This is a genomic window from Nonomuraea sp. NPDC048901 (assembly GCF_040649695.1).
Lineage (GTDB): Bacteria > Actinomycetota > Actinomycetes > Streptosporangiales > Streptosporangiaceae > Nonomuraea.
Map to the genome: position 1 here is coordinate 1 of NZ_JBEZFW010000022.1, position 18,256 is coordinate 18,256.

General features: G+C 71.3%; 14 protein-coding genes. 2 read left to right on the top strand and 12 right to left on the bottom strand.

Features of this window, described 5'->3' with window-relative positions; translation table 11 throughout:
• Positions 1-70: 70 nt before the first annotated feature.
• From AB0C30_RS48250 to AB0C30_RS48305, 12 genes are all read right to left on the bottom strand, one after another.
• Positions 71-1,219, bottom strand: coding sequence for an IS630 family transposase (locus tag AB0C30_RS48250; RefSeq protein ID WP_357957100.1), 1,149 nt, complete (start codon positions 1,217-1,219; stop codon positions 71-73).
• Positions 1,220-1,371: 152 nt separating this feature from the next.
• Positions 1,372-1,677: a DUF6225 family protein gene (locus AB0C30_RS48255; protein WP_357957102.1), complete on the bottom strand. Its 306-nt coding sequence runs from the start codon at positions 1,675-1,677 to the stop codon at positions 1,372-1,374.
• A gap of 76 nt (positions 1,678-1,753) precedes the next feature.
• The gene (locus tag AB0C30_RS48260; RefSeq protein WP_357957104.1) at positions 1,754-2,434 is read right to left on the bottom strand and encodes an ATP-binding cassette domain-containing protein; all 681 of its coding nucleotides are present in this window, start codon (positions 2,432-2,434) and stop codon (positions 1,754-1,756) included.
• A complete protein-coding gene (locus AB0C30_RS48265) occupies positions 2,431-4,242 on the bottom strand; it encodes a dipeptide/oligopeptide/nickel ABC transporter permease/ATP-binding protein (protein ID WP_357957106.1) in 1,812 nt (603 codons plus the stop codon). The genes AB0C30_RS48260 and AB0C30_RS48265 overlap by 4 nt, the downstream gene beginning before the upstream one ends.
• A 56-nt stretch (positions 4,243-4,298) precedes the next feature.
• Positions 4,299-5,291 carry an ABC transporter permease gene (locus tag AB0C30_RS48270; RefSeq protein WP_357957108.1) on the bottom strand — a complete coding sequence of 331 codons (993 nt, stop codon included), beginning with the start codon at positions 5,289-5,291 and terminating at the stop codon, positions 4,299-4,301.
• Positions 5,292-6,881: an ABC transporter substrate-binding protein gene (locus AB0C30_RS48275; RefSeq protein ID WP_357957110.1), complete on the bottom strand. Its 1,590-nt coding sequence runs from the start codon at positions 6,879-6,881 to the stop codon at positions 5,292-5,294.
• Between the two features lie 102 nt (positions 6,882-6,983).
• Entirely contained in the window at positions 6,984-8,669 is a 1,686-nt protein-coding gene (locus AB0C30_RS48280; protein ID WP_357957112.1) for a helix-turn-helix domain-containing protein, read from the bottom strand.
• A 2-nt stretch (positions 8,670-8,671) separates the two neighbouring features.
• A complete protein-coding gene (locus AB0C30_RS48285; protein WP_357957114.1) occupies positions 8,672-9,982 on the bottom strand; it encodes a serine hydrolase domain-containing protein in 1,311 nt (436 codons plus the stop codon).
• Positions 9,946-11,910: a S9 family peptidase gene (locus AB0C30_RS48290; RefSeq protein WP_357957115.1), complete on the bottom strand. Its 1,965-nt coding sequence runs from the start codon at positions 11,908-11,910 to the stop codon at positions 9,946-9,948. Before AB0C30_RS48290 ends, AB0C30_RS48285 begins: the two co-directional genes overlap by 37 nt.
• Before the next feature lie 121 nt (positions 11,911-12,031).
• Positions 12,032-13,534, bottom strand: coding sequence for a protein kinase (locus AB0C30_RS48295; RefSeq protein WP_357957117.1), 1,503 nt, complete (start codon positions 13,532-13,534; stop codon positions 12,032-12,034).
• Positions 13,534-15,033, bottom strand: a complete 1,500-nt coding sequence (locus tag AB0C30_RS48300; protein ID WP_357957119.1) for a protein kinase — start codon at positions 15,031-15,033, stop codon at positions 13,534-13,536. Before AB0C30_RS48300 ends, AB0C30_RS48295 begins: the two co-directional genes overlap by 1 nt.
• A gap of 99 nt (positions 15,034-15,132) precedes the next feature.
• Positions 15,133-16,416: a SpoIIE family protein phosphatase gene (locus AB0C30_RS48305; RefSeq protein WP_357957121.1), complete on the bottom strand. Its 1,284-nt coding sequence runs from the start codon at positions 16,414-16,416 to the stop codon at positions 15,133-15,135.
• Positions 16,417-16,710: 294 nt separating this feature from the next.
• Between AB0C30_RS48305 and tuf the strand changes: the two genes are divergently transcribed.
• Together tuf and AB0C30_RS48315 are read left to right on the top strand one after the other, a co-directional pair.
• Positions 16,711-17,889 (top strand): elongation factor Tu, encoded by a 1,179-nt coding sequence (gene tuf, locus AB0C30_RS48310; protein WP_357957123.1) that lies wholly within the window; start codon positions 16,711-16,713, stop codon positions 17,887-17,889.
• The gene (locus AB0C30_RS48315) at positions 17,886-18,224 is read left to right on the top strand and encodes a hypothetical protein (RefSeq protein WP_357957125.1); all 339 of its coding nucleotides are present in this window, start codon (positions 17,886-17,888) and stop codon (positions 18,222-18,224) included. The genes tuf and AB0C30_RS48315 overlap by 4 nt, the downstream gene beginning before the upstream one ends.
• Positions 18,225-18,256: the final 32 nt, after the last annotated feature.

Here is an 18,256-nt window from a genome sequence, read left to right on the forward strand (position 1 = left end):
CCAGATGCATGGACGCGCAGGATTCACCCTCCTTCGCCATCGCATCCTTCTCGGATAGCTGCACGCTCGGTCACCACCGAATGTGAGACAGGGCCGAATGTGAGACAGGGCCGTTAAGTTGACACTCCCTCCGGCGTAGGCGCGGGTCGTCGGTGTTGCGGTTGCGCCAGGCGATGTAACGGCGGATCATGCTGCCCTGCTCACGGTGGCTGGCATGGTCGGTGCCGTTGAGGGCGAACTCGCGAAGTGCGGTGAATTGCGCCTCGATGCGGTTCAGCCACGAGGAGTTGGTGGGCGTGTAGGCGATCTCGACGTTATTGGCCTGTGCCCAATCGCCGACCCGCGTGTCCTTCTTGGTCGTCAGGTGCGGGCTGAAGTTGTCGCAGATGATCGCGATCCGCACGTCGGGTGGGTAGAGGCTGCGCAGGTAACGGCAGAATTCCAGGAACTCTCCGCGCCGCTTGCGCTTCTTGAGGGGCCCGTACATCTTGTTCCGGCCAACGTCCAGGGCGGCGAACAGGTGCCGTACGCCCTGGGTACGGGTGTAAGTGGCGCGCATCCGCGGCCGCGGTTCCCGGTCGGGCTCCTTGCCTTTGCCGCCGGCGCAAGCCCAGTGCCGGCTCGGGCGAGGTTGCAGGTTGAGCGGTCCGAACTCGTCCATGCAGAAGATCACGGCGGGGTCGTCATCCTGGCCGATCACCTCGCCATCGGCGATGGCGTACAGGTGCTCGACGCGTGCCTTCTTGACCGCGTAGTCCGGATCACGTGAGGACTTCCAGGTCTTCATGGCTTGAAAGGAGACATTTTCTGCAAGGAGAAGCTCGCGCAGGCCCTCATGGCTGATGTCGTCGACCACCCCCTCGGCGACCAGGAAATCGGCCAGCTTGGTCAGGCTCCAGCGGGAGAACGGCAACCCGTGCTCGGCAGGGGTGGACTTGGCGATCTTCTTGATCTCGACCCGCTGGGGCAGGGTGAAGGTCGGCGGCCTGCCGCCCTTGTACTTGGGATACAGCGAATCGAAGCCATCGGCGTTGAAGTTGTGGATCACATCGCGGACGCGGTCTTCGCTGGTAAAGGCCAATTCGGCGATCTTCGGCACCGGCATCCCCTGGGCCGACCACAGCACCATCTGAGCCCGCCGCCAGGTCACCACCGAACCGGTGCCGCGCCGCACGATGCGCAGCAGCCGACTCCCCTCATCGTCATCGATCTCACGCACGCGAACACGTTCAGCCACCAGCAGAGTCTGAAACGATCACGCCGACCGAGGTGGGACCTTGATCGGCGTGTCACCGCAAACAGGGCAAACCGAAGATGATGCGGCACTCGTTTCGTCCTCGACGGGACCGGCCACGGCAGACGCCAGCGCCCTCAACACTCCCGCGCGGCAGCACGCACGTACCAGTCAGAGGCGAAATCTGCCTGGAGGACCAGTTCGTTTCGCATCAGGTAGTCGGCGTCATGGAGCACGACTCCGCAAAGCACGAAGTGGTGCGGACCCGAGTCGACCGAGTTGAGGTCGACCGAGTCGGGCAGCTCTTCGCATCTCGGGGATATCGGCACGTCAATGCGCACTGGCGTCTCGTCGGCCAATTCATTGAGGGCATCGCGTAGCTGCCCCACCGTCAACTCGACAGTCTCGTGACGGTATCGCTCGATCTCCATGTCGTCAGCCATGCATCGAGATTAGAAGTCGATGAAGTGACCCGCTCACCCCCTGGACCAGACAGGGCAAACGCTGCCTGATGTGGCACTAGGTGAGCCGAGGCACCGCCTCCAGCAGGGCGCGTGTGTAGTCGTGGGCGGGCTCGCCGACCACCTGCTCCGTGGGCCCGGACTCGACGACGCGGCCCTGGTGCATGACCGCGACGACGTCGGAGACGTACCGGACGACCGCCAGGTTGTGCGAGATGAACAGCATCGACAGGCCCAGCTCGTCGCGGAGCGAGCGCACCAGGTTGAGCACCGCGCCCTGGACGGACACGTCGAGCGCGCTGGTGATCTCGTCGGCGACCAGCAGGTCGGGCGCGGCGCCGAGCGCCCGGGCGACGGCGACCCGCTGCCGCTGGCCGCCGGACAGCTCACGCGGGTAGCGCCCGGCCAGGTCGGCGGGCAGCGAGACGAGCCCCAGCAACCGCTCCACCTCGGCCCGCCGCCCCGCCCGGTCACGCCTTACCCCCTCCCCCACCGACTCGCCGACCGTCATGCGCGGGTCCAGGGAGGCGTACGGGTCCTGGAAGACCATCTGGACGTTGCGCGCCCCGTCGATCCGGCCCGTGTACGGCACCAACCCGCTCACCGCCCTGGCCAGCGACGACTTGCCCGACCCCGACTCGCCGACGAGCCCGACGATCCGGCCAGGGGGGATCTCCAGCGTGACCCGGTCGACCGCGGTGAACGCGCCGAAGCGCACGGTCAGGTCTTCGATGATCATTTGACCTCCCAGCAGGCCACGCGGCCCGCCTCGCCGTACGGGATGAGCGGAGGACGTTCGGCGGAGCAGCGGGCGGTCGCCAGGGCGCACCGGTCCGCGAAGGCGCAGCCATCGCCCACGTCCGATGGGGCGGGCTGGCGGCCGGGGATGCTCGCAAGGGGTTTGTCCCGGTCGGTGGCCATGTCGGGCAGGGAGGCGATGAGCGCCCGCGTGTACGGGTGCGCGGCTTCGGCGGCCAGCCGGCGGACGGGCAACTCCTCGACGACCCGGCCCGCGTACATGACCATGACCCGGTCGCACAGCTCGCCCACCACGGCGATGTCGTGCGTGATGAACAGCGCGGCCGCGCCGCTCTCCTCGGTGACCTCGCGCAGCAGCCGCAGGATCTGCCGTTGCACGGTCACGTCGAGCGCCGTGGTCGGCTCGTCGGCGATGATCAAGCGCGGCGTGGCCATCAAGCCCATCGCGATCACCGCGCGCTGCCGCATGCCGCCGGACAACTCGTGCGGGTGCTGCCGGGCGCGCGCGGCCGGGTCGGGCAGGTGGACGTGGCTGAGCCGGTCCACGGCCCGCCGGTTCGCCTCGGCCCGCCCGGCGCCCTGGTGCACCCTCGCCACCTCGGCGAGCTGCCCGCCCACCCGCAGCGCCGGGTTGAGCGAGGCCATGGGGTCCTGGAACACCATGGCCAGCGTCGTGCCGAGCTCCTTGCCCGACAGCGTGGCGAGGTCCCGGCCGCCGAGCAGCAGCCGCCCATAGGCGACCCTGCCCGGGTAGGGGACGAGCCCGCCGATCGCGGCGGCGGTCAGGCTCTTGCCGCTGCCCGACTCTCCCACCAGGCCGACGATCTCGCCGGGGGCGATGGTCAGCGACAGCCCGCGCACGGGCGTCACACCGCCGGGGAACGCAACGGTCAGGTCCCTGACCTCCAGCACCGCGCCGGGATCCGGCTCGCCGGGATCGGCCTGTACGGCCGCGTCCGACGCCTTCCCAGCCGCGGCGGTACGGGCGGCGGCCTTGGCCATGGCGTCGCCCAGCAGGTTGAACCCGATACCGGCGAGCGCGATGGCCGCCGCCGGGCCGAGCGCGACCTCGGGCGTGACGTAGATGCGGGCGAACCCGTCGAACAGCAGCCGGCCCCAGTCGAACGACGGCGGCTGCACGCCCAGGCCGAGGAACGACATCCCGGCCAGGCCGAGCAGGGCGCCGCCGAGCGCCTGGGTGAGCTGCAGGATGAGCGGCTCGGCGATGTTGGGCAGCACGTGCCCGGTCAGGATCCGGCGGCGGGACACGCCGAGCATGCGGGCGGCCGACACGTAGTCGGATCCGGCGACGGTCGCGGCCAGCGTCTGGGTGAGCCGGGCGAATCCGGGCGCGATGGCCACCCCGATGCCCAGGACCGCGCCGCGGGCGCCCAGCCCGGAGACGACCGCGGTGAACATGGCCAGCAGCAGTCCGGGGAAGGCGACCAGGGCGTTGACCAATCCGGTGATCAGCCGGGCGGGCCGGCCCGGCAGCACGGACGGGAGGGCGCCGAGCACGATCCCGGCCAGACCGCCGATGAGCGTGGCTGCCAGCGCCAGCGCCAGGGAGAACCGGCCGGCCACGAGCACTCTGGCGAGCAGGTCGCGGCCCAGGCTGTCGGTGCCGAGCGGGTGGGCGGCGGACGCGCCCTGGAGGATGGCCGCCGCGTCGATGCGCTCGGCGCTCGCGCCCCAGACGGGCGGCCCGACGACGGCCAGCACGATCATGGCCGCGACGAGCACGGCTCCGGCGACCGCCGCGGGCGTGCGCGGCAGGCGGGGCTTCACGCGGGACTCCCTGGTCGCACGGCCTTCACTCGTGTGCGCGGCGGGCGAGGCTTCACTCACGCCTCCCTGATCTTGGAGGTGGGGTCGAGCGCGGCCAGGGCCAGGTCGACGGCGAGGTTCACGACGAGCACGATCGCGCCGTAGACGAGGATGACGCCCTGGGCGACCGGATAGTCCTTCTGCGTGATCGACTCGACGATCTTCAGGCCGAGCCCCGGCCAGGCGAAGACGTACTCGACCAGCACGCTGCCCGCGATCAGCGCCGAGAGCAGCAGGCCGCCCAGGGTGAGGGTGGCGGTGAGCGTGTTGGGCAGCACGTGCCTGAGGTAGAGGCGGGCGGCGGGCAGGCGTTTGGCGCGCGCCAGCCGTACATAGTCGGTGCCCAGCTCGCGCAGCGTCTCCGCGCGGGAGATGCGGGCGATCATCGCGATCGGGCCGATCGCCAGGGCGAGGACCGGCAGCACGTACGAGACGGCGCCCGCCTTGCCCGCGGGCGGGAACGCGCCGAGGCCGATGGCGAAGACGGTCACCAGCGCGATCGAGTACAGGAACTCGGGGACGGCGACGGCGGTGCCCGTCACGGTGGTGAAGGCGTACTCGGTGCCGCGGTTGCGGCCGTTCTCGGTGCGGACGGCCGCCCACATGCCGAGCGGCACCGCCACCAGCAGCGCCACCACGGTCGCCAGCAGGGCCAGGGCCAGCGTGTTGGGGAGCCGGGCGGCGACGATCTCGACGACCGGCTCTCCCGAAAGGAACGAGGTCCCGAAATTTCCGGACAGCACGTGGCCGGTGTAGGTGAGGAACTGCTCGGGGATCGACCGGTCGAGCCCCAGCGCCGCCGTACGCGCCTGGACGAGCTCGATCGGCGCGGCCGGCCCGAGCGACGCCCGTACCGGATCACCCGGAATGAGGTGGATCATCGCGAAGGACGCGACGAGCAGCGCGGCGAGCGAGACGACGAACCGGACGATCTGCCGCACCACCCACCGCGACCCGCGCGACCGCTCCCGGCTCGGCGAGCCGGGTCCGGCCTTGTGGAGCTCGCGCACTCAGCCTCCTTGCGTGAGGCGGATCGAGGTCGGCACGACGCCCCCGGCCATCATGCGGAACGTGCCGCCCTTGCCGGCGGCCAGGACGGTGTTCTCCACGACCGGGACCAGGTCGGCGTTCTCGAACAGCGCCGACTCGGCCTCCAGCCACAGCTTGCAGCCTTCGGCCGCCGGCTTTCCCGAGGCTTGCGCGACGAGCGAGGTGTAGCGGGAGTTGGTCAGGTGGGCGAAGTTGGCGCCCTTGGGCGCGGCCGGCCCCGACAGGAAGCCGACGAGCTGGCTCGGCAGGGTGACGGCGATCGGCAGCCAGATGGCGTCCCAGTCCTGGGTGACGTTGAGCGACTCCGCCAGCTTGGCGTCGATGATGCCGTTCAGCTTCACCTCGACGCCGGCCTTCTTCCAGGCGGCGCCCAGGTACTCGGCCGCCGCCTGCACCCCGGATCCCCTGGTGGTGGGGTAGACGAAGCGCAGCGTCAGCCGCTTGCCGTCCTTGACCCTGACGCCGTCGGCGCCGGCTCGCCACCCCGCCGCGTCCAGGGCGGCGGCGGCCGCGGCCGGGTCGTTGGCGGGCACGTGCCCGGTGACCGTGTCGCCCTGGCAGGGTCGCGGGTCGAGGACGAGCCCGGTGGCGGGCCGGCCGGTGCCGCTGGCGGCGATCCCGGACAGCTCCTTGAGGTTGACGGCCTGGGTGAGCGCCTTGCGTACGGCCGGGTCGTGGGCGGGCCGGTCATCGCCCTGATGGTAGAAGAACTGGCCGTTCCCGTAGGGCAGTTCGCTCTTGACGACTCCCGGGGCGGCCGCCACGCGGGCGCGGTCGGGGCCGTAGAAGGTGGCGCCGTTGAGCGTGCCGGCGACGAGCAGGTTGGCGGCGGTCTGCTCGTTGGGCACGACCTTCAGCGTGACCGTCTCGGGCAGGTCCTTGGCCGTGGCTCCGCCGGGACCCCAGACGTACTCCCTGCGGACCTTGAAGGTGTAGTGGTCGCCCGAGACCGACTCGGTGAGCCGGTAGGGGCCGGAGCCGGAGGTGGCGTGGGCGAGCAGCGAACGGTCCTTGACGCCCTTGCCGCACACGATGAACATCTGCTCGGCACTCTCCAGGATGAAGCTGAAGGGCTCGGGCGTGGACAGGGTCACGGTGCCCGCCGCGTCGTCCGCCTTGGCCTTCATCCCGGTGGGCACGAGAACGCCGTAGATGGGCGACTTGGTGGCGGGGTCGGCGATGTGGTTGACGTTCTCGGCCACGTCGGAGGGGGTGAGCTTGGCGCCGTCGGAACAGGTCGCGTCCTTGCGCAGGGTGAAGGTCACCGAGTCGGGCTTGACCTGCCACTTCTCGGCGAGTGCCGGGACGATCCGGCCGTCGGCGCCGACGCCGACGAGGGTGTCGTACGCGAACGCGAGCACCTGGTTGGTGACCGACAGCACGCCCATGGCGGGGTCGAGCACGCCGGGGTCGGCGCTGAGGGCGAAGGAGAACGTGCCGCCGGTGACCGGCGCGCCCGTCCCCGAGCCGGTGCTTGTTTCTGTGCCCGCAGTGCCGCCGCAGGCCGCGGCGAGCAGGGCCAGCGCGACGAGCGCGGCTGGTTTTCTCATGTGGGGCGCTCCTGGGGAGTGGGATCTGAGGCACCACCCTGGTCGCTGACCGTAGATCGTTCTTCGTGCGCTGTAACGAAAAGCGCGGCGGGCGTGGTGCTATCACCCGAAGATGCGCATCTGGAGCATGACGGTGAGCCGGGCGTCGGCGTCGGACAGGTCCAGCCCGCTGATCTCGGTGAGCCGCTTGAGCCGGTACCGGAAGGTGTTGGCGTGTACGTGGACCCTGGCCGAGGCGGCGTTGACGTCGCCGAACGCGTCCAGGTAGGCCCGCAGCGTGGCGACCAGGTCGCTGCCGTGCTCGGCGTCGTGGTCGAGCAGCCGCTGGTAGGGGCCGGTCGGCGCCTGGTCCTCCGCCGCCGCCACGTCGGCGACCTGGAGCAGCAGCGACTCGAAGTGCACGGCGGTGTAGCCGGCGACCTGGCCCGTCGCGCTGCGGGCGAGCAGCACGCGCAGCGCCCGGTCGGCGTCCGCGCGGGACCTGGCGACGTGGGCGAGGCTGGCGGCCAGGCGGCCGACGCCGATGCTGGCCGAGTGCCGCGGCCCGACCCTGGCCAGGAAGCTCTCCGCGACGCGTACGGCCCGCGCCTCCTCCTCACCGCCCGCCTGCAGCGGCAGCACGGCGTAGGCCACCGAGCCGACGAGCGCGGCGGCCGCCTTGGGGTGGATGGCGCCGACGTGCAGCGCGAGCGCGTCGGCGAAGCGCTGCCGGTCGCTCTCGGCGCGCGCCGGGTCGTCGTCGGCGGGGTGCGCGAGCTGCGCGGCGAGCACGCACAGCCGGGCGGTGGCGATGCCGAGCCGCGCGGCGGCCTCGGGCGCGTCGGCGCCGCCCGCGAGCACGGTGGACAGCAGGTCGCTACGGAGCCGCCGCTGGGTGTCGGCTCCCGCCCGCTCGCGCAGCAATTGCAGGGCGACGATCTTGGCCGCGTCGGCGAGCGCGCGCTGCCGCTGGGGCGTGAGCGGCTCGCGGACGGCGGCCCAGATGGAGCCGAGGATCTCGTCACCCGTCCGCACGGCGACGGCCGCCCGGTTGATGCTGTCGCCGTCGAGTTCGAGGTAGACGGGCTCGTGGCTCTGGTAGAGCAGCTTGAAGAAGCCGTTCTCGTCGAGCATCCGCTGGTAGTGCTCGGGCACCTGGCGGCCGAGCACGGTGGCGATCCGGCCCTGGTCGGCCTCGTCCTGCCGTTCGGAGTAGGCCAGCACCCGCGCGGACCTGTCCTCGATCGTGACAGGCGCGTCGAGCAGCGCGCAGACCGCGTTGGCCAGCGAGAACAGGTCGCCCTGCGGCTCCTCCCCCGGCCCGGCCAGGTCGCCCTCCGCCAGCAGGGAGCGCAGCAGGGCGGCGACCTGGGCCCAGGAGGCGGCCCTGGTGAGTCCGAGCACGGCCACACCGGTCCCCAGCACGGTCGCGCGCACCTGCTCGTCAGCGTCCACGGGCAGCTTGACCACCACGCCGGCCGCCGCCGGGGCCCGCGTGAGCAGCGAGCAGATCTCCGCAGTGCCCTGCACGCCGACCGCCAGCAGGATGCCGCCCGGCGGGACGATCAGCTCGTCGAGCGGATCGAAGATGTGCACCCCGGTCACCTCGGCGTCGAGGTCGCCCGGCGAGGCGGCCACGTCGATCACGGTGCTGCCGAGGTCGTTCAGGATCCGTCCTAGGCTGGCGCGCGGGCGGTCGTTCATCCACTCACCGTAGTCCGGCCCGAAGCCGTTGTTCGGTCCGGAGCCGTTGTTCGGTCCGGAGCGAGTGAGCGGGCGGCCGTCCGCCCGCTCACCGTGGTCCGGCATGTTCAGCTGATCTTCGGAGTGGCGCGCGCTCCCAGGTGGATGTACGGCGAGCCGTCCTCGAGCCGGTAGAACACGGCGGACATCCAGTCCGGGTCCTCCTCCCGGCGGCAGACGAAGGTGACCTCGTCCACGGGGACGAGCTTCATCTCCATCGGCGGCTGGAGCGCGGCCAGAGCGCCGGTGGCCTCGCCGAGGATCCACAGCTCGCCGTCGCGGACGCTCAGCGTGGCGCGGAACCCGGCCCGCTCGTAGACGCCCACGTAGCCGTCGACGTCGACCTGGACGGGCGTCTCTGGCGGCCCGAGCCTGGGCGGCACGGACAGGCCGTCCAGCTCGGCGAACAGGTCGGTGGCCACGGCGTGCGTGAACGCGCCGCTGTGCCCGCCGTTGGCGGTGACGCACACGATCGTGCCGGTGTCCGGTACGGCCCAGAGCATGGCGTGCTGGCCGATGGTGTTGCCGCCGTGGGAGATGACCTGGTGACCGTCCCATTCGTCGAGGATCCAGCCGATGCCCCACTGCCTGCCCAGCGCGTACGGGTTGGGGATGTCGACCTGCGGCTCCCACATGGCGCGCGGGTCGTCCAGAAGGCCGCCTTCGAGGTGGGCGCGGGCGAACGCGACCACGTCGGCGGGCCGGGCGCAGATGAGCCCGGCGGGCCCGGCCGAGCGCATGAGGCCCCAGACGGGGGCGGTCGCGCCGTCGACGTGGCCCATGGCGGCGCGGAAGCGCAGCACGTCCTCCGGAAGGGTCCAGGTGTGGGTGAGGCCGAGCGGTTCGACGATCTGCTCGCGCAGCACGTCGTCCCAGCGCTTGCCCTCGAGCTTCTCCAGGATCCGGCCGGCGATGGTGAAGCCGGAGTTGCAGTAGGACTGGGTGGCGCCGAGCGGGTGGTTCTGGGCCAGGTCGGCGCAGGCCGCGACGTATTTCTCCACGCAGTCGTCGCCGCGCCCGGTGTCGAGGAAGAGGTCGCCGTCGATGCCGCTGGTGTGGGAGAGCAGGTGCCTGACCGTGACGGTCTTGGAGACCTCCGGATCCGCCACCCTGAACTCGGGCAGCACCTCGGCCACCGGCGTGTCGAGCGTCAGCCGGCCGCGCTCGATCTGCCGCATGAGCAGGGTCGCGGTCCACACCTTGGTGACGGAGCCGATCTGGAACAGCGAGTCGGGTGTCGCCTCGACACCGGTGTCCTTGTTGAGCGTCCCCGCCGCGAACTCGTGCACCTCACCCCGGTGCAGGTAGGCCAGCGCGGCCCCCGGAACCTCGTGCTCGGCGATCAGCTCGGCGAGCCGGTGACCCATTGCTCCAGCCACGTGATGATCCTCTCGTTGAAGTCGTACCGGTGTGAGGGGCGCCCGTTGAGAATGAACAGGTGCGAGGCGTCCGGATAGCGGACCAGCCGGACCGGCACCCCCTGCTCGCGCAGCGCGGCGAACCACTGCTCGGCCTGGCCGACCGGACAGCGGTCGTCGCTGTCGCCGTGCAGGAGCAGGGTGGGGGTGGTGACGCGGGCCACCTGGGCGATCGGTGACTGGGCCTGGAGGTCGCCCCGGCATTCGTACGCCTTGATGAGGGATCCGAGGTCGGACGTGCCCGCCATGCTGGCGAGGTCGCTGACGCAGCCGCCGGGGATGGCCGCCTTGAACCTGCCGGTCCTGGTCGACAGCCAGCACGCCATGTAGCCACCGTAGCTGTAACCGGCGACGGCCAGCCGATCAGGATCGGCGACGCCCTCCGCCACCAGGTCGTCCACGGCCGCGAGGAAGTCCTGCTCGTCGGCCAGCCCCCAGGCGCCGATGGTGGCGGTGAAGAAGTCCTCGCCGTACCCGTCGCTGGCGCGCGGGTTGACCAGCAGGATGGTCCAGCCGTCGGCGGCGAGCCGCTGGTGGTAGAGGTGGGCGCCGTCGAAGGCGGGCGACCACGCGTTGTGCGGGCCGCCGTGCACGTCGAGTAGCAGCGGGCCGGGGGTGGTACGGGTCTCGTCGCGCAGCACGAAGCCCTCGATGGTGGTGCCGTCGGGGGCGGTGAAGGTACGGGGGCGCGGGATGAAGAGGTCGACGTCCGGGAGGGCGTGGTGGGTGAGGGGCTCGCCGTCGAGATAGACGTCGCCGGCGCTGAGCGGGGAGGAGGCGACCCAGGCGACCCGGCCGGCAGCCACGGACACGCCGGACACCGTGAAGTCGTTGCCGACGATCTTCACGGCCTTCCCGGCCTCACCTGTCTCCTCTGACTTCCCGGCTTCCCCAGCCTCCCCGACCAGCGGCTCGCCCGGCAGGCGGTACAGGTGCGTGCGGCCTTGGTCGCGGGCGCAGAACAGCAGGTCGTCGCCCAGCAGCGCGGGGACAGCACCGGGATAACCGGGGGCGCCGGTCATGACGTTACGGTCGAGCCCGGTCTCCACCTCGTCGAGGGTGTCAGGGCCGAGCGTGTACAGGCGGGTGTGGCCGATGGCCTCGCGCAGCCCGGCCACCACCAGCCGGGCGCCCTGGCCCTGGCCGTCGCGGTCGGAGCCGGGGTCGGGAGTGCCGTCGCCGTCGGGGGCGGTGAGCCACCAGGCGCCGGTGCAGATGACGTCCGGCCCGGTGAGGCGCTCCGGTTTGCCCGGCGTCGGCCCGGTGGCGTCCACCTCGTACACCGCGCTCTCCACCACCAGGTCACGGTCGGGCGCCATGCTCGCCGCGAACGCCAGCCGCCGCCCGTCCGGCGACCACGACGGCTCGCCCGCGTGGAACCCGCCTTCGGTCACCTGAACGGTGTCGCCCGTCGCCACCTCCACCACGAACAGCTGCGTGGTCAGGCCGCGCAGCAGCCCGGTGCCGTCGGCCTTGTACTCCAGGATGTCGGCCACGACCGGCGCGTGGGGGTCGAGGTCTCCGTACGGTCCGCTGTAGGCGATCCGGCTGCCGTCCGGCGACCACACGGGCGCACCGGCACCGAGCGGCGCCGAGGTGAGCGGGCGCGGCTCGCCGCCGTCCATCGGCAGCAGGTGGATCTGCGCGCGCCCGTCGACCGGACGCAGGAAGGCGAGCTGCCGGCCGTCGGGCGACCAGCGCGCCGCGCTCCCGGAGGCGAGCCGGCGCGGCTCTGATCCGGGGGCGGCGAGCCAGATCTCGGCCTGGTTCTGGTCGGAGTCGCGGTCGGCGGTGGTGAGCGTGTAGGCGACGGCGCCGCCATCGGGGCGCAGCCTCGGGTCGGATGGGACCGCGATGCGGTAGAGGTCGTCGAGGACGAGGCGTGGCATGACCGTACGGTAGGCCCGGCCGGGTCACGGCATCTTCGGCACATCCGACGAAGGCCACCGCTCCCGTTGTGCGAAACACCAACGACCGCGTGACGCGAACCACCGGCCCGGGGACTCTCGCCTAGGACAACCGCTCGCACACCGTGAACGACACGCTCTGCCTGTCCTTCGAGGGTGTCAGCAAGTGGAAGACGATCGTGTGCCGACCTGGCTCGAAGGCGCCGAAGGGGTTGCGCCGGTTCTTGGTCGTACCGGTCACCCAGTCCGTCTTCCATCCCTCGTCCTGGCCGTCCACGACCCAGCGGTAGCCGTACTCGATCTGCTTGCCCGACGGGCCCTTGAGCAAGGCGACGGGGAAGAGGCTGGGCGAGTAGCAGTTCGGTCCGGTCTGCTGCCCGTCCAGGGTCAGCGACGCCAGGCGTACAGTCCCCGCGGCCGCGGTCTTGGTCGGAGTTGTGGTTCTCCGCGGGGAGGTCGTGGGTTTGGGCGTCGGCTGCCTCGAGACGGAGCTGGTGGGCTTCGAGTCGCCGGTCCGGGTGGGGCGCGACTTCTTGACCGGCGGGCTGGGTGTCTTGTCGGTGCCCTGTTTCTTGGCCGACGGACTGGGAAGCGTGGTGGCCTGCTGTTCCGTGGCTGACGGGAGGGGGGCGGCCGTCGGCGTCGTCGTGCCGGGCAGCAACATGATCGCCCCGGCCACCAGCGCGCCGGACACCGCCAGTGCCCCGGCGCCCGCCAGCAGCGCCTTCCAGCGCGGGCTGCTCACGGGAGGACCCGCCGTACCGGCTCGACGGCCCGTCAGGTCGCCCGCCGTACCGCCTCGATGGCCCGTCAGGTGGCCCGCCGTACCGGTGGGCGGGGCGCCGATGAGCCGGAGCAGGACGTCCTGCATGGCGGGCCGGGCGGCGGGGTCCTTGGCCAGGCAGGACAGTACGATCGGGCGCAGCGGACCCGGCAGGTCCCCGAGATACGGCTCGTCGTGGAGGATGCGGCGGAACACCGCGGGCAGCGAGTCGTTGCCGAACGGCGGGCTTCCTGTCGCGGCGAACACGATCACCGACGCCCACGCGAAGACGTCCACCGCGGGACCGAGCGGGGCGCCCGCGAGCTGCTCGGGCGCCATGTACGCGGGCGTGCCGACGATGCTGCTCGTCACCGTCAGCGAATGGCCGGCCGCGCGGGCGATCCCGAAGTCGATGACCCGCGGCCCATCCCTGCCGAGCAGCACGTTGGCGGGCTTGAAATCGCGATGCACCACCCCGGCCCGGTGGATCGCCGCCAGCGCGGTCGCGGTCGCCACCGCGAGCCGCTGCAGGTCGGCGCCGACATGGCGGCCGGCCTCCTGCAGCGAAGGGCCCTCGACATACTCGGTCACGATGTACGGCCGGCCGCCCAGCGAGGCATCGAGCACCTGGGCGACGCAGAACGGCTCCACCCGGCGCGCCGCGTCGATCTCCTTGGCGAAGCGGTGATCACCGGCCAGGCCGTCCGCCAGCAGCTTGACCGCGACCGGCCGCCCGTCGGGACCCTGGCCGAGGTAGACCACCCCCTGACCGCCCGCGCCCAGACGCCCGGACAGCCGGTACGGCCCCACGACCTGGGGATCTTCTGGCAGCAGCGGGGTCATCAGTCGTCGCTCGGGCAGATGGTGAAGGAGAAGGCCTTCGACACCGCCTGGGGGGAGGTGAGGCGGAGGGTGACCCGGTGGGTGCCGTCCGTCTGCACGAGCGGGCCGATGACCGTCTGGGTGTGGGATTCGGCGATGACGCTCTCAGAGCGCGACACCACCCGCCCGTCCAGGACCCATTCGTAGCGGAAGTCGGTGGCCAGTTTGGTCCCCTCGACCAGGCCGGAGATGTTGCCATGGTTGTACACGCAGTCCGGGGAGTCGGCGTGACTGGGACCGATGACTCGCACCCACACGATCCGGAAGGAACCGCTGCCCGATGACGATTTCGACGACGAGGTCGTGGGTTTGGGGGCGGTCTTTGTTGGTTTCACGGTTTGTGTCGGTTTCACGGTCCGCGTCGGCTTCGGGGTCTGTTTCACGGTCGGCTTCGTCGTGGTCGCCGGGCTCTTGGTCTTCGGGTGCTGACGCGTTTTCGTCTTCGCCGGGGTGGGCGTCCCGGTGGCGGTGAACGCCAGTGACCGCGTACTCGGCCCCGATTCCCGGAGGTCCCAGACGCTCGTGGCGCCCCAGGCGACGGCGCCCGCGACTGCCAGCGCCCCCATGCCCGAGACGCCCGCGACGAGCGCCGTCCTGGTCCCGTGCCGCCGCCCGGGCACCGTGGCCGGACCGCGGCCGTCGGGACCGTCCAGACGCCCAGGACCGTCCGGGGGCCTGGGGGCGGCTCCGCCCAGGAGCTGCAGCAACACGTCCCGCATGGCCGGCCGGCGCGCCGGATCCTTGGCCAGGCACCCCAGCACGATCGCGCGCAACGGTTGCGGAAGATCGCCGAGCTGCGGCTCGTTGTGCAGGATCCGGTTGATCACCGCGGGCAGTGAATCCTCACCGAACGGAGGCGCCCCGGTGGCGGCGAACACGATCACCGACGCCCACGCGAACACGTCGACCGCCGGCCCGATCCCCTCGCCGGCGAGCTGCTCGGGCGCCATGTACGCGGGCGTCCCCACGATGCTGCTGGTAGCCGTCAGCCCCGACTCGACGGACCGGGCGATCCCGAAGTCGATCACCCGGGGGCCGCCCTGTCCGAGCAGCACGTTGGCGGGCTTGAAATCGCGATGAACGATGCCCGCCTGATGAATGGCCGCCAGCGCGGTCGCGGTCGCCACGGCGAGCCGCTGCAGGTCGGCGCCGACGTGGCGACCCGCCTGCTGGAGCGAAGGGCCCTCGACATACTCGGTCACGATGTACGGCCGAGCGCCCAGCGAGGCATCGAGCACCTGGGCGATGCAGAACGGCTCCACCCGGCGCGCCGCGTCGATCTCCTTGGCGAAGCGCTCGTTGGCGAGTCCCTCGCGCAGCACTTTGACCGCGACCGGCCGGCCATCGGGCCCCTGGCCCAGATAGACCACACCTTGACCGCCCGCGCCCAGACGCCCGAACAGCTGGTAGGGACCCATGGCAGTGGGGTCGCCCTCCCGGAGGGGTTCGACGTGCGCCATGGAGCTCCTGTGACAAGGGTAGGGATCTTCGGCACCATAGCGGGAAATGTCAGATCAAGTGAGCCAGTCGGGTAAACCGGATCTTCCGGGATGCGCCCTTTACAGGCGGACGACGAGCAGGGCGATGTCGTCGCGGGCGCCGCTGCTGACGTCCATGCCCGCCAGGAGGGCGTCGGCGAGGGGTCCTGGGTCGAGCCCACCGGATCGGGCGAGTACGTCGGTCAGCCGGGCCAAGCCGACGTCGATGTCCCGGTCGCGGCGTTCGATGAGACCGTCGGTGTACAGGACGAGGGTGTCGCCGGGTGCGTAGGACAGCTCGGCCTGGGGGCGGGTGACGTGTTCGGGGCGAGCGCCCAGCGGCGGGTCGGTGGCCTGGTCCAGCAGCGTACAGGCGTTGCCCAGATGGCACAGGACGGGTGGCGGATGGCCGGCGCTGCTGTAGGTGATGCGGCGCCTCCTGGTGTCGATCACGGCCTTGACCGCCGTGGTGGCCAGCGCCCCTTCGAGCGAACGGGCGTACAAGCCGAGCACTTCCAGCGCCGGGGCCGGCTCCTTCACGGCGCGGATCGAGGCGCTGAGCGCGCTGCGCAGCATCCCCATGGAGGTGGCCGCTTCCAGGCCGTGCCCGACGACGTCACCGACCGCGACGGCGAAGCAGCCGTCCGGCAGGTCGACGACGTCGTACCAGTCGCCGCAGACGTTCAGCGTCTCCACCGCGGGCAGGTAGCGCACCTCGATCTCGGGGTGCAGGTCGAGGTCGGGGCAGCGCAGCATGGCCTCCTGCAAGGCGAGCGCGACGTGGTGTTCACGGGTGTGGGCCAGGCGGAGTTCCTCGTTCAGCCGCTGGAGTTCCTGTGCCCTGCCGTACAGTTCGGCCTCCATCTCGGCACGCCCCGGTGAGCGGCGGGTGGTGGGCCGCCGCGGGCCGAAGGAGCGGACGAACTCCGTCACGTCCTCGACCCGGTGGATGATCCACGACAGCGTCCCGTCCGGTGCCAGGACGGGGGTGTTGATCGGAGACCACCAGCGCTCCTCGAACGCTCCAGGACAGCCGGCGAGGGGAATGTCGTACTTCTGCAGCGCCATCGTGTCCGGCACCCGGTAGGCCAGCACCCGGTGCAGCGAGGCGCTCAGGTTCTTCACGCCGCTGGCGTGGGGATCCTCGGGGTTGTCGGGGAAAGCGGTGAAGATGTGCTTCCCGATCAGGTCCTCGGCGGTGCGGCCGGTCGCGCGCAGGTAGGCGCCGTTCACATCGACGATCATCAGATCCGGGTCCAGCACCAGGCATGGGGCCGGCGTCACGGCGAACAGCGCCGCGTAGTCGACCCGCGGTGTGGCCGGCCTTCGCGTGCCCGGCCGGCGAGAGCTGGTCAGCCTGCTCACGCCACCCACTCTATGAGGTGTTTTACCTGGTCACCACAGGTGAGGCCGCCTTACGGCATACCGCCCTGCCGCCTCCCGGGAATATTGCGTTGCGTGGCGGTGCTGAGCGCCTCACTATGGTCCTCATGTTCAGGCACGATCACCTCGCGACGCCCGCCAACGCGGGCGCGTTCGAGCGTGCCTGCGACGGCCTGGAGCGCTGACCTCTTCCCGTAAGTCCTGAAGTGACCCGGCGGGGGGAGGTAGTCGGCCCGTGCGGGTCACAGCACATCCAGGACTCAAGAGGAAAGAATCATGGCCAAGCAGGCCTATATCCGTAACAAGCCGCATCTCAACATCGGCACGATGGGCCACGTCGACCACGGCAAGACCACGCTGACCGCCGCGATCACCAAGGTGCTCGCGCAGCGGGGCCAGGCGACGTACACGCCGTTCGAGCGGATCGACCGCACGCCCGAGGAGGCCGTGCGCGGCATCACGATCAACATCTCGCACGTCGAGTACGAGACCGACACCAGGCACTACGCCCACGTGGACATGCCGGGCCACGCCGACTACGTGAAGAACATGATCACGGGGGCGGCGCAGCTCGACGGCGCGATCCTCGTCGTGTCCGCGCAGGACGGCATCATGCCGCAGACCAGGGAGCACGTGCTGCTCGCCCGGCGGGTCGGCGTCGAGCACCTGGTCGTCGCGGTCAACAAGGCCGACGGCGCCGACCCGGAGCTGACCGACCTGGTCGAACTGGAGCTGCACGACCTGCTCGCCGAGCACGGCTACCGGGACGTCCCGATGGTCCGGGTCTCCGGTTTGCGGGCGCTGGAGGGCGACCCCGAGTGGACGGCGTCCATCGGCGCGCTGCTCCAGGCGGTCGACGACCACATCCCGGTGCCGGTCCGGTACGTGGACGCGCCGTTCCTGATGCCGGTGGAGAACGTGCTCACGGTCACCGGCCGGGGCACGGTCGTCACGGGCGCCATCGAGCGTGGCGCGGTCCGGGTGGGCGACTCGGTGGGCGTCGTCGGGTTCGAGTCCGCTGCCGACGCCGGCTTCACCGCCGTAGTGACCGGGGTGGAGACGTTCGGGAAGACGATGGAGCGGGGTGAGGCGGGTGACAACGCCGCCGTGCTGCTGCGCGGTGTCCGCCGCGACCAGGTGCGGCGGGGCATGGTCCTGGCCGCGCCCGGCAGCCAGCGGGCCCGCCGGTCGTTCACCGCCCGGATCTACCTCCTCACGCCGGAGGAGGGCGGACGGCGCCGGCCGATCGCGTCCGGCTACCGGCCGCAGTTCTACCTGCGCACCACCGACGTACCCGGCCGGCTCCTCCTGGACGACCCCGCCCAGCCGGGCGACACGGTCGAGGTACGGGTCGAGCTGGGCAAGGCCGTCGCTCTGGAGCCGGGCCTCGGCTTCGCGATCCGCGAGGGCGGCCTGACGGTCGGCGCGGGCACGGTACTCGACGTACCTGCTTGACGACGGTCGCGAGCACGGTCCACGCAGTCGGGGCGGGCACGGTCACCGTGCCCCGCCCCGACGACTGTGCTGATCTCGACGAAGGTCCGCACTCGGGGGCAGACGGCGGCAGCAACTCGGCGTTCGCCTTCGGGGTGTCCTCCCGGGCACACACAGAAGGGGGTGAACAATTCCGGGTGCCCCACAACTGCGTCCCGCCCAGCCTGGACCGCGGCCTCGATGATCATCTGCTCGTACCGCCGCCGAGTGGTGCCGGAACCCGGTGCGGCCACGTCGACGGGATCGCCGGCGGCCGGCTTCGCCATCGGCACCACCACGGCCTGTTGACGTACTGACCAAAAGAACCGATATGGTCAGTACGTCGGCT

What these genes read in the sequence shown, in the direction of transcription:
- AB0C30_RS48290 (WP_357957115.1), bottom strand. Translation starts at nt 11,910, where the DNA reads ATGCCACGCCTCGTCCTCGACGACCTCTACCGCATCGCGGTCCCATCC.
- AB0C30_RS48275 (WP_357957110.1), bottom strand. Translation starts at nt 6,881, where the DNA reads ATGAGAAAACCAGCCGCGCTCGTCGCGCTGGCCCTGCTCGCCGCGGCC.
- AB0C30_RS48255 (WP_357957102.1), bottom strand. Translation starts at nt 1,677, where the DNA reads ATGGCTGACGACATGGAGATCGAGCGATACCGTCACGAGACTGTCGAG.
- tuf (WP_357957123.1), top strand. Translation starts at nt 16,711, where the DNA reads ATGGCCAAGCAGGCCTATATCCGTAACAAGCCGCATCTCAACATCGGC.
- AB0C30_RS48260 (WP_357957104.1), bottom strand. Translation starts at nt 2,434, where the DNA reads ATGATCATCGAAGACCTGACCGTGCGCTTCGGCGCGTTCACCGCGGTC.
- AB0C30_RS48300 (WP_357957119.1), bottom strand. Translation starts at nt 15,033, where the DNA reads ATGGCGCACGTCGAACCCCTCCGGGAGGGCGACCCCACTGCCATGGGT.
- AB0C30_RS48295 (WP_357957117.1), bottom strand. Translation starts at nt 13,534, where the DNA reads ATGACCCCGCTGCTGCCAGAAGATCCCCAGGTCGTGGGGCCGTACCGG.
- AB0C30_RS48280 (WP_357957112.1), bottom strand. Translation starts at nt 8,669, where the DNA reads ATGCCGGACCACGGTGAGCGGGCGGACGGCCGCCCGCTCACTCGCTCC.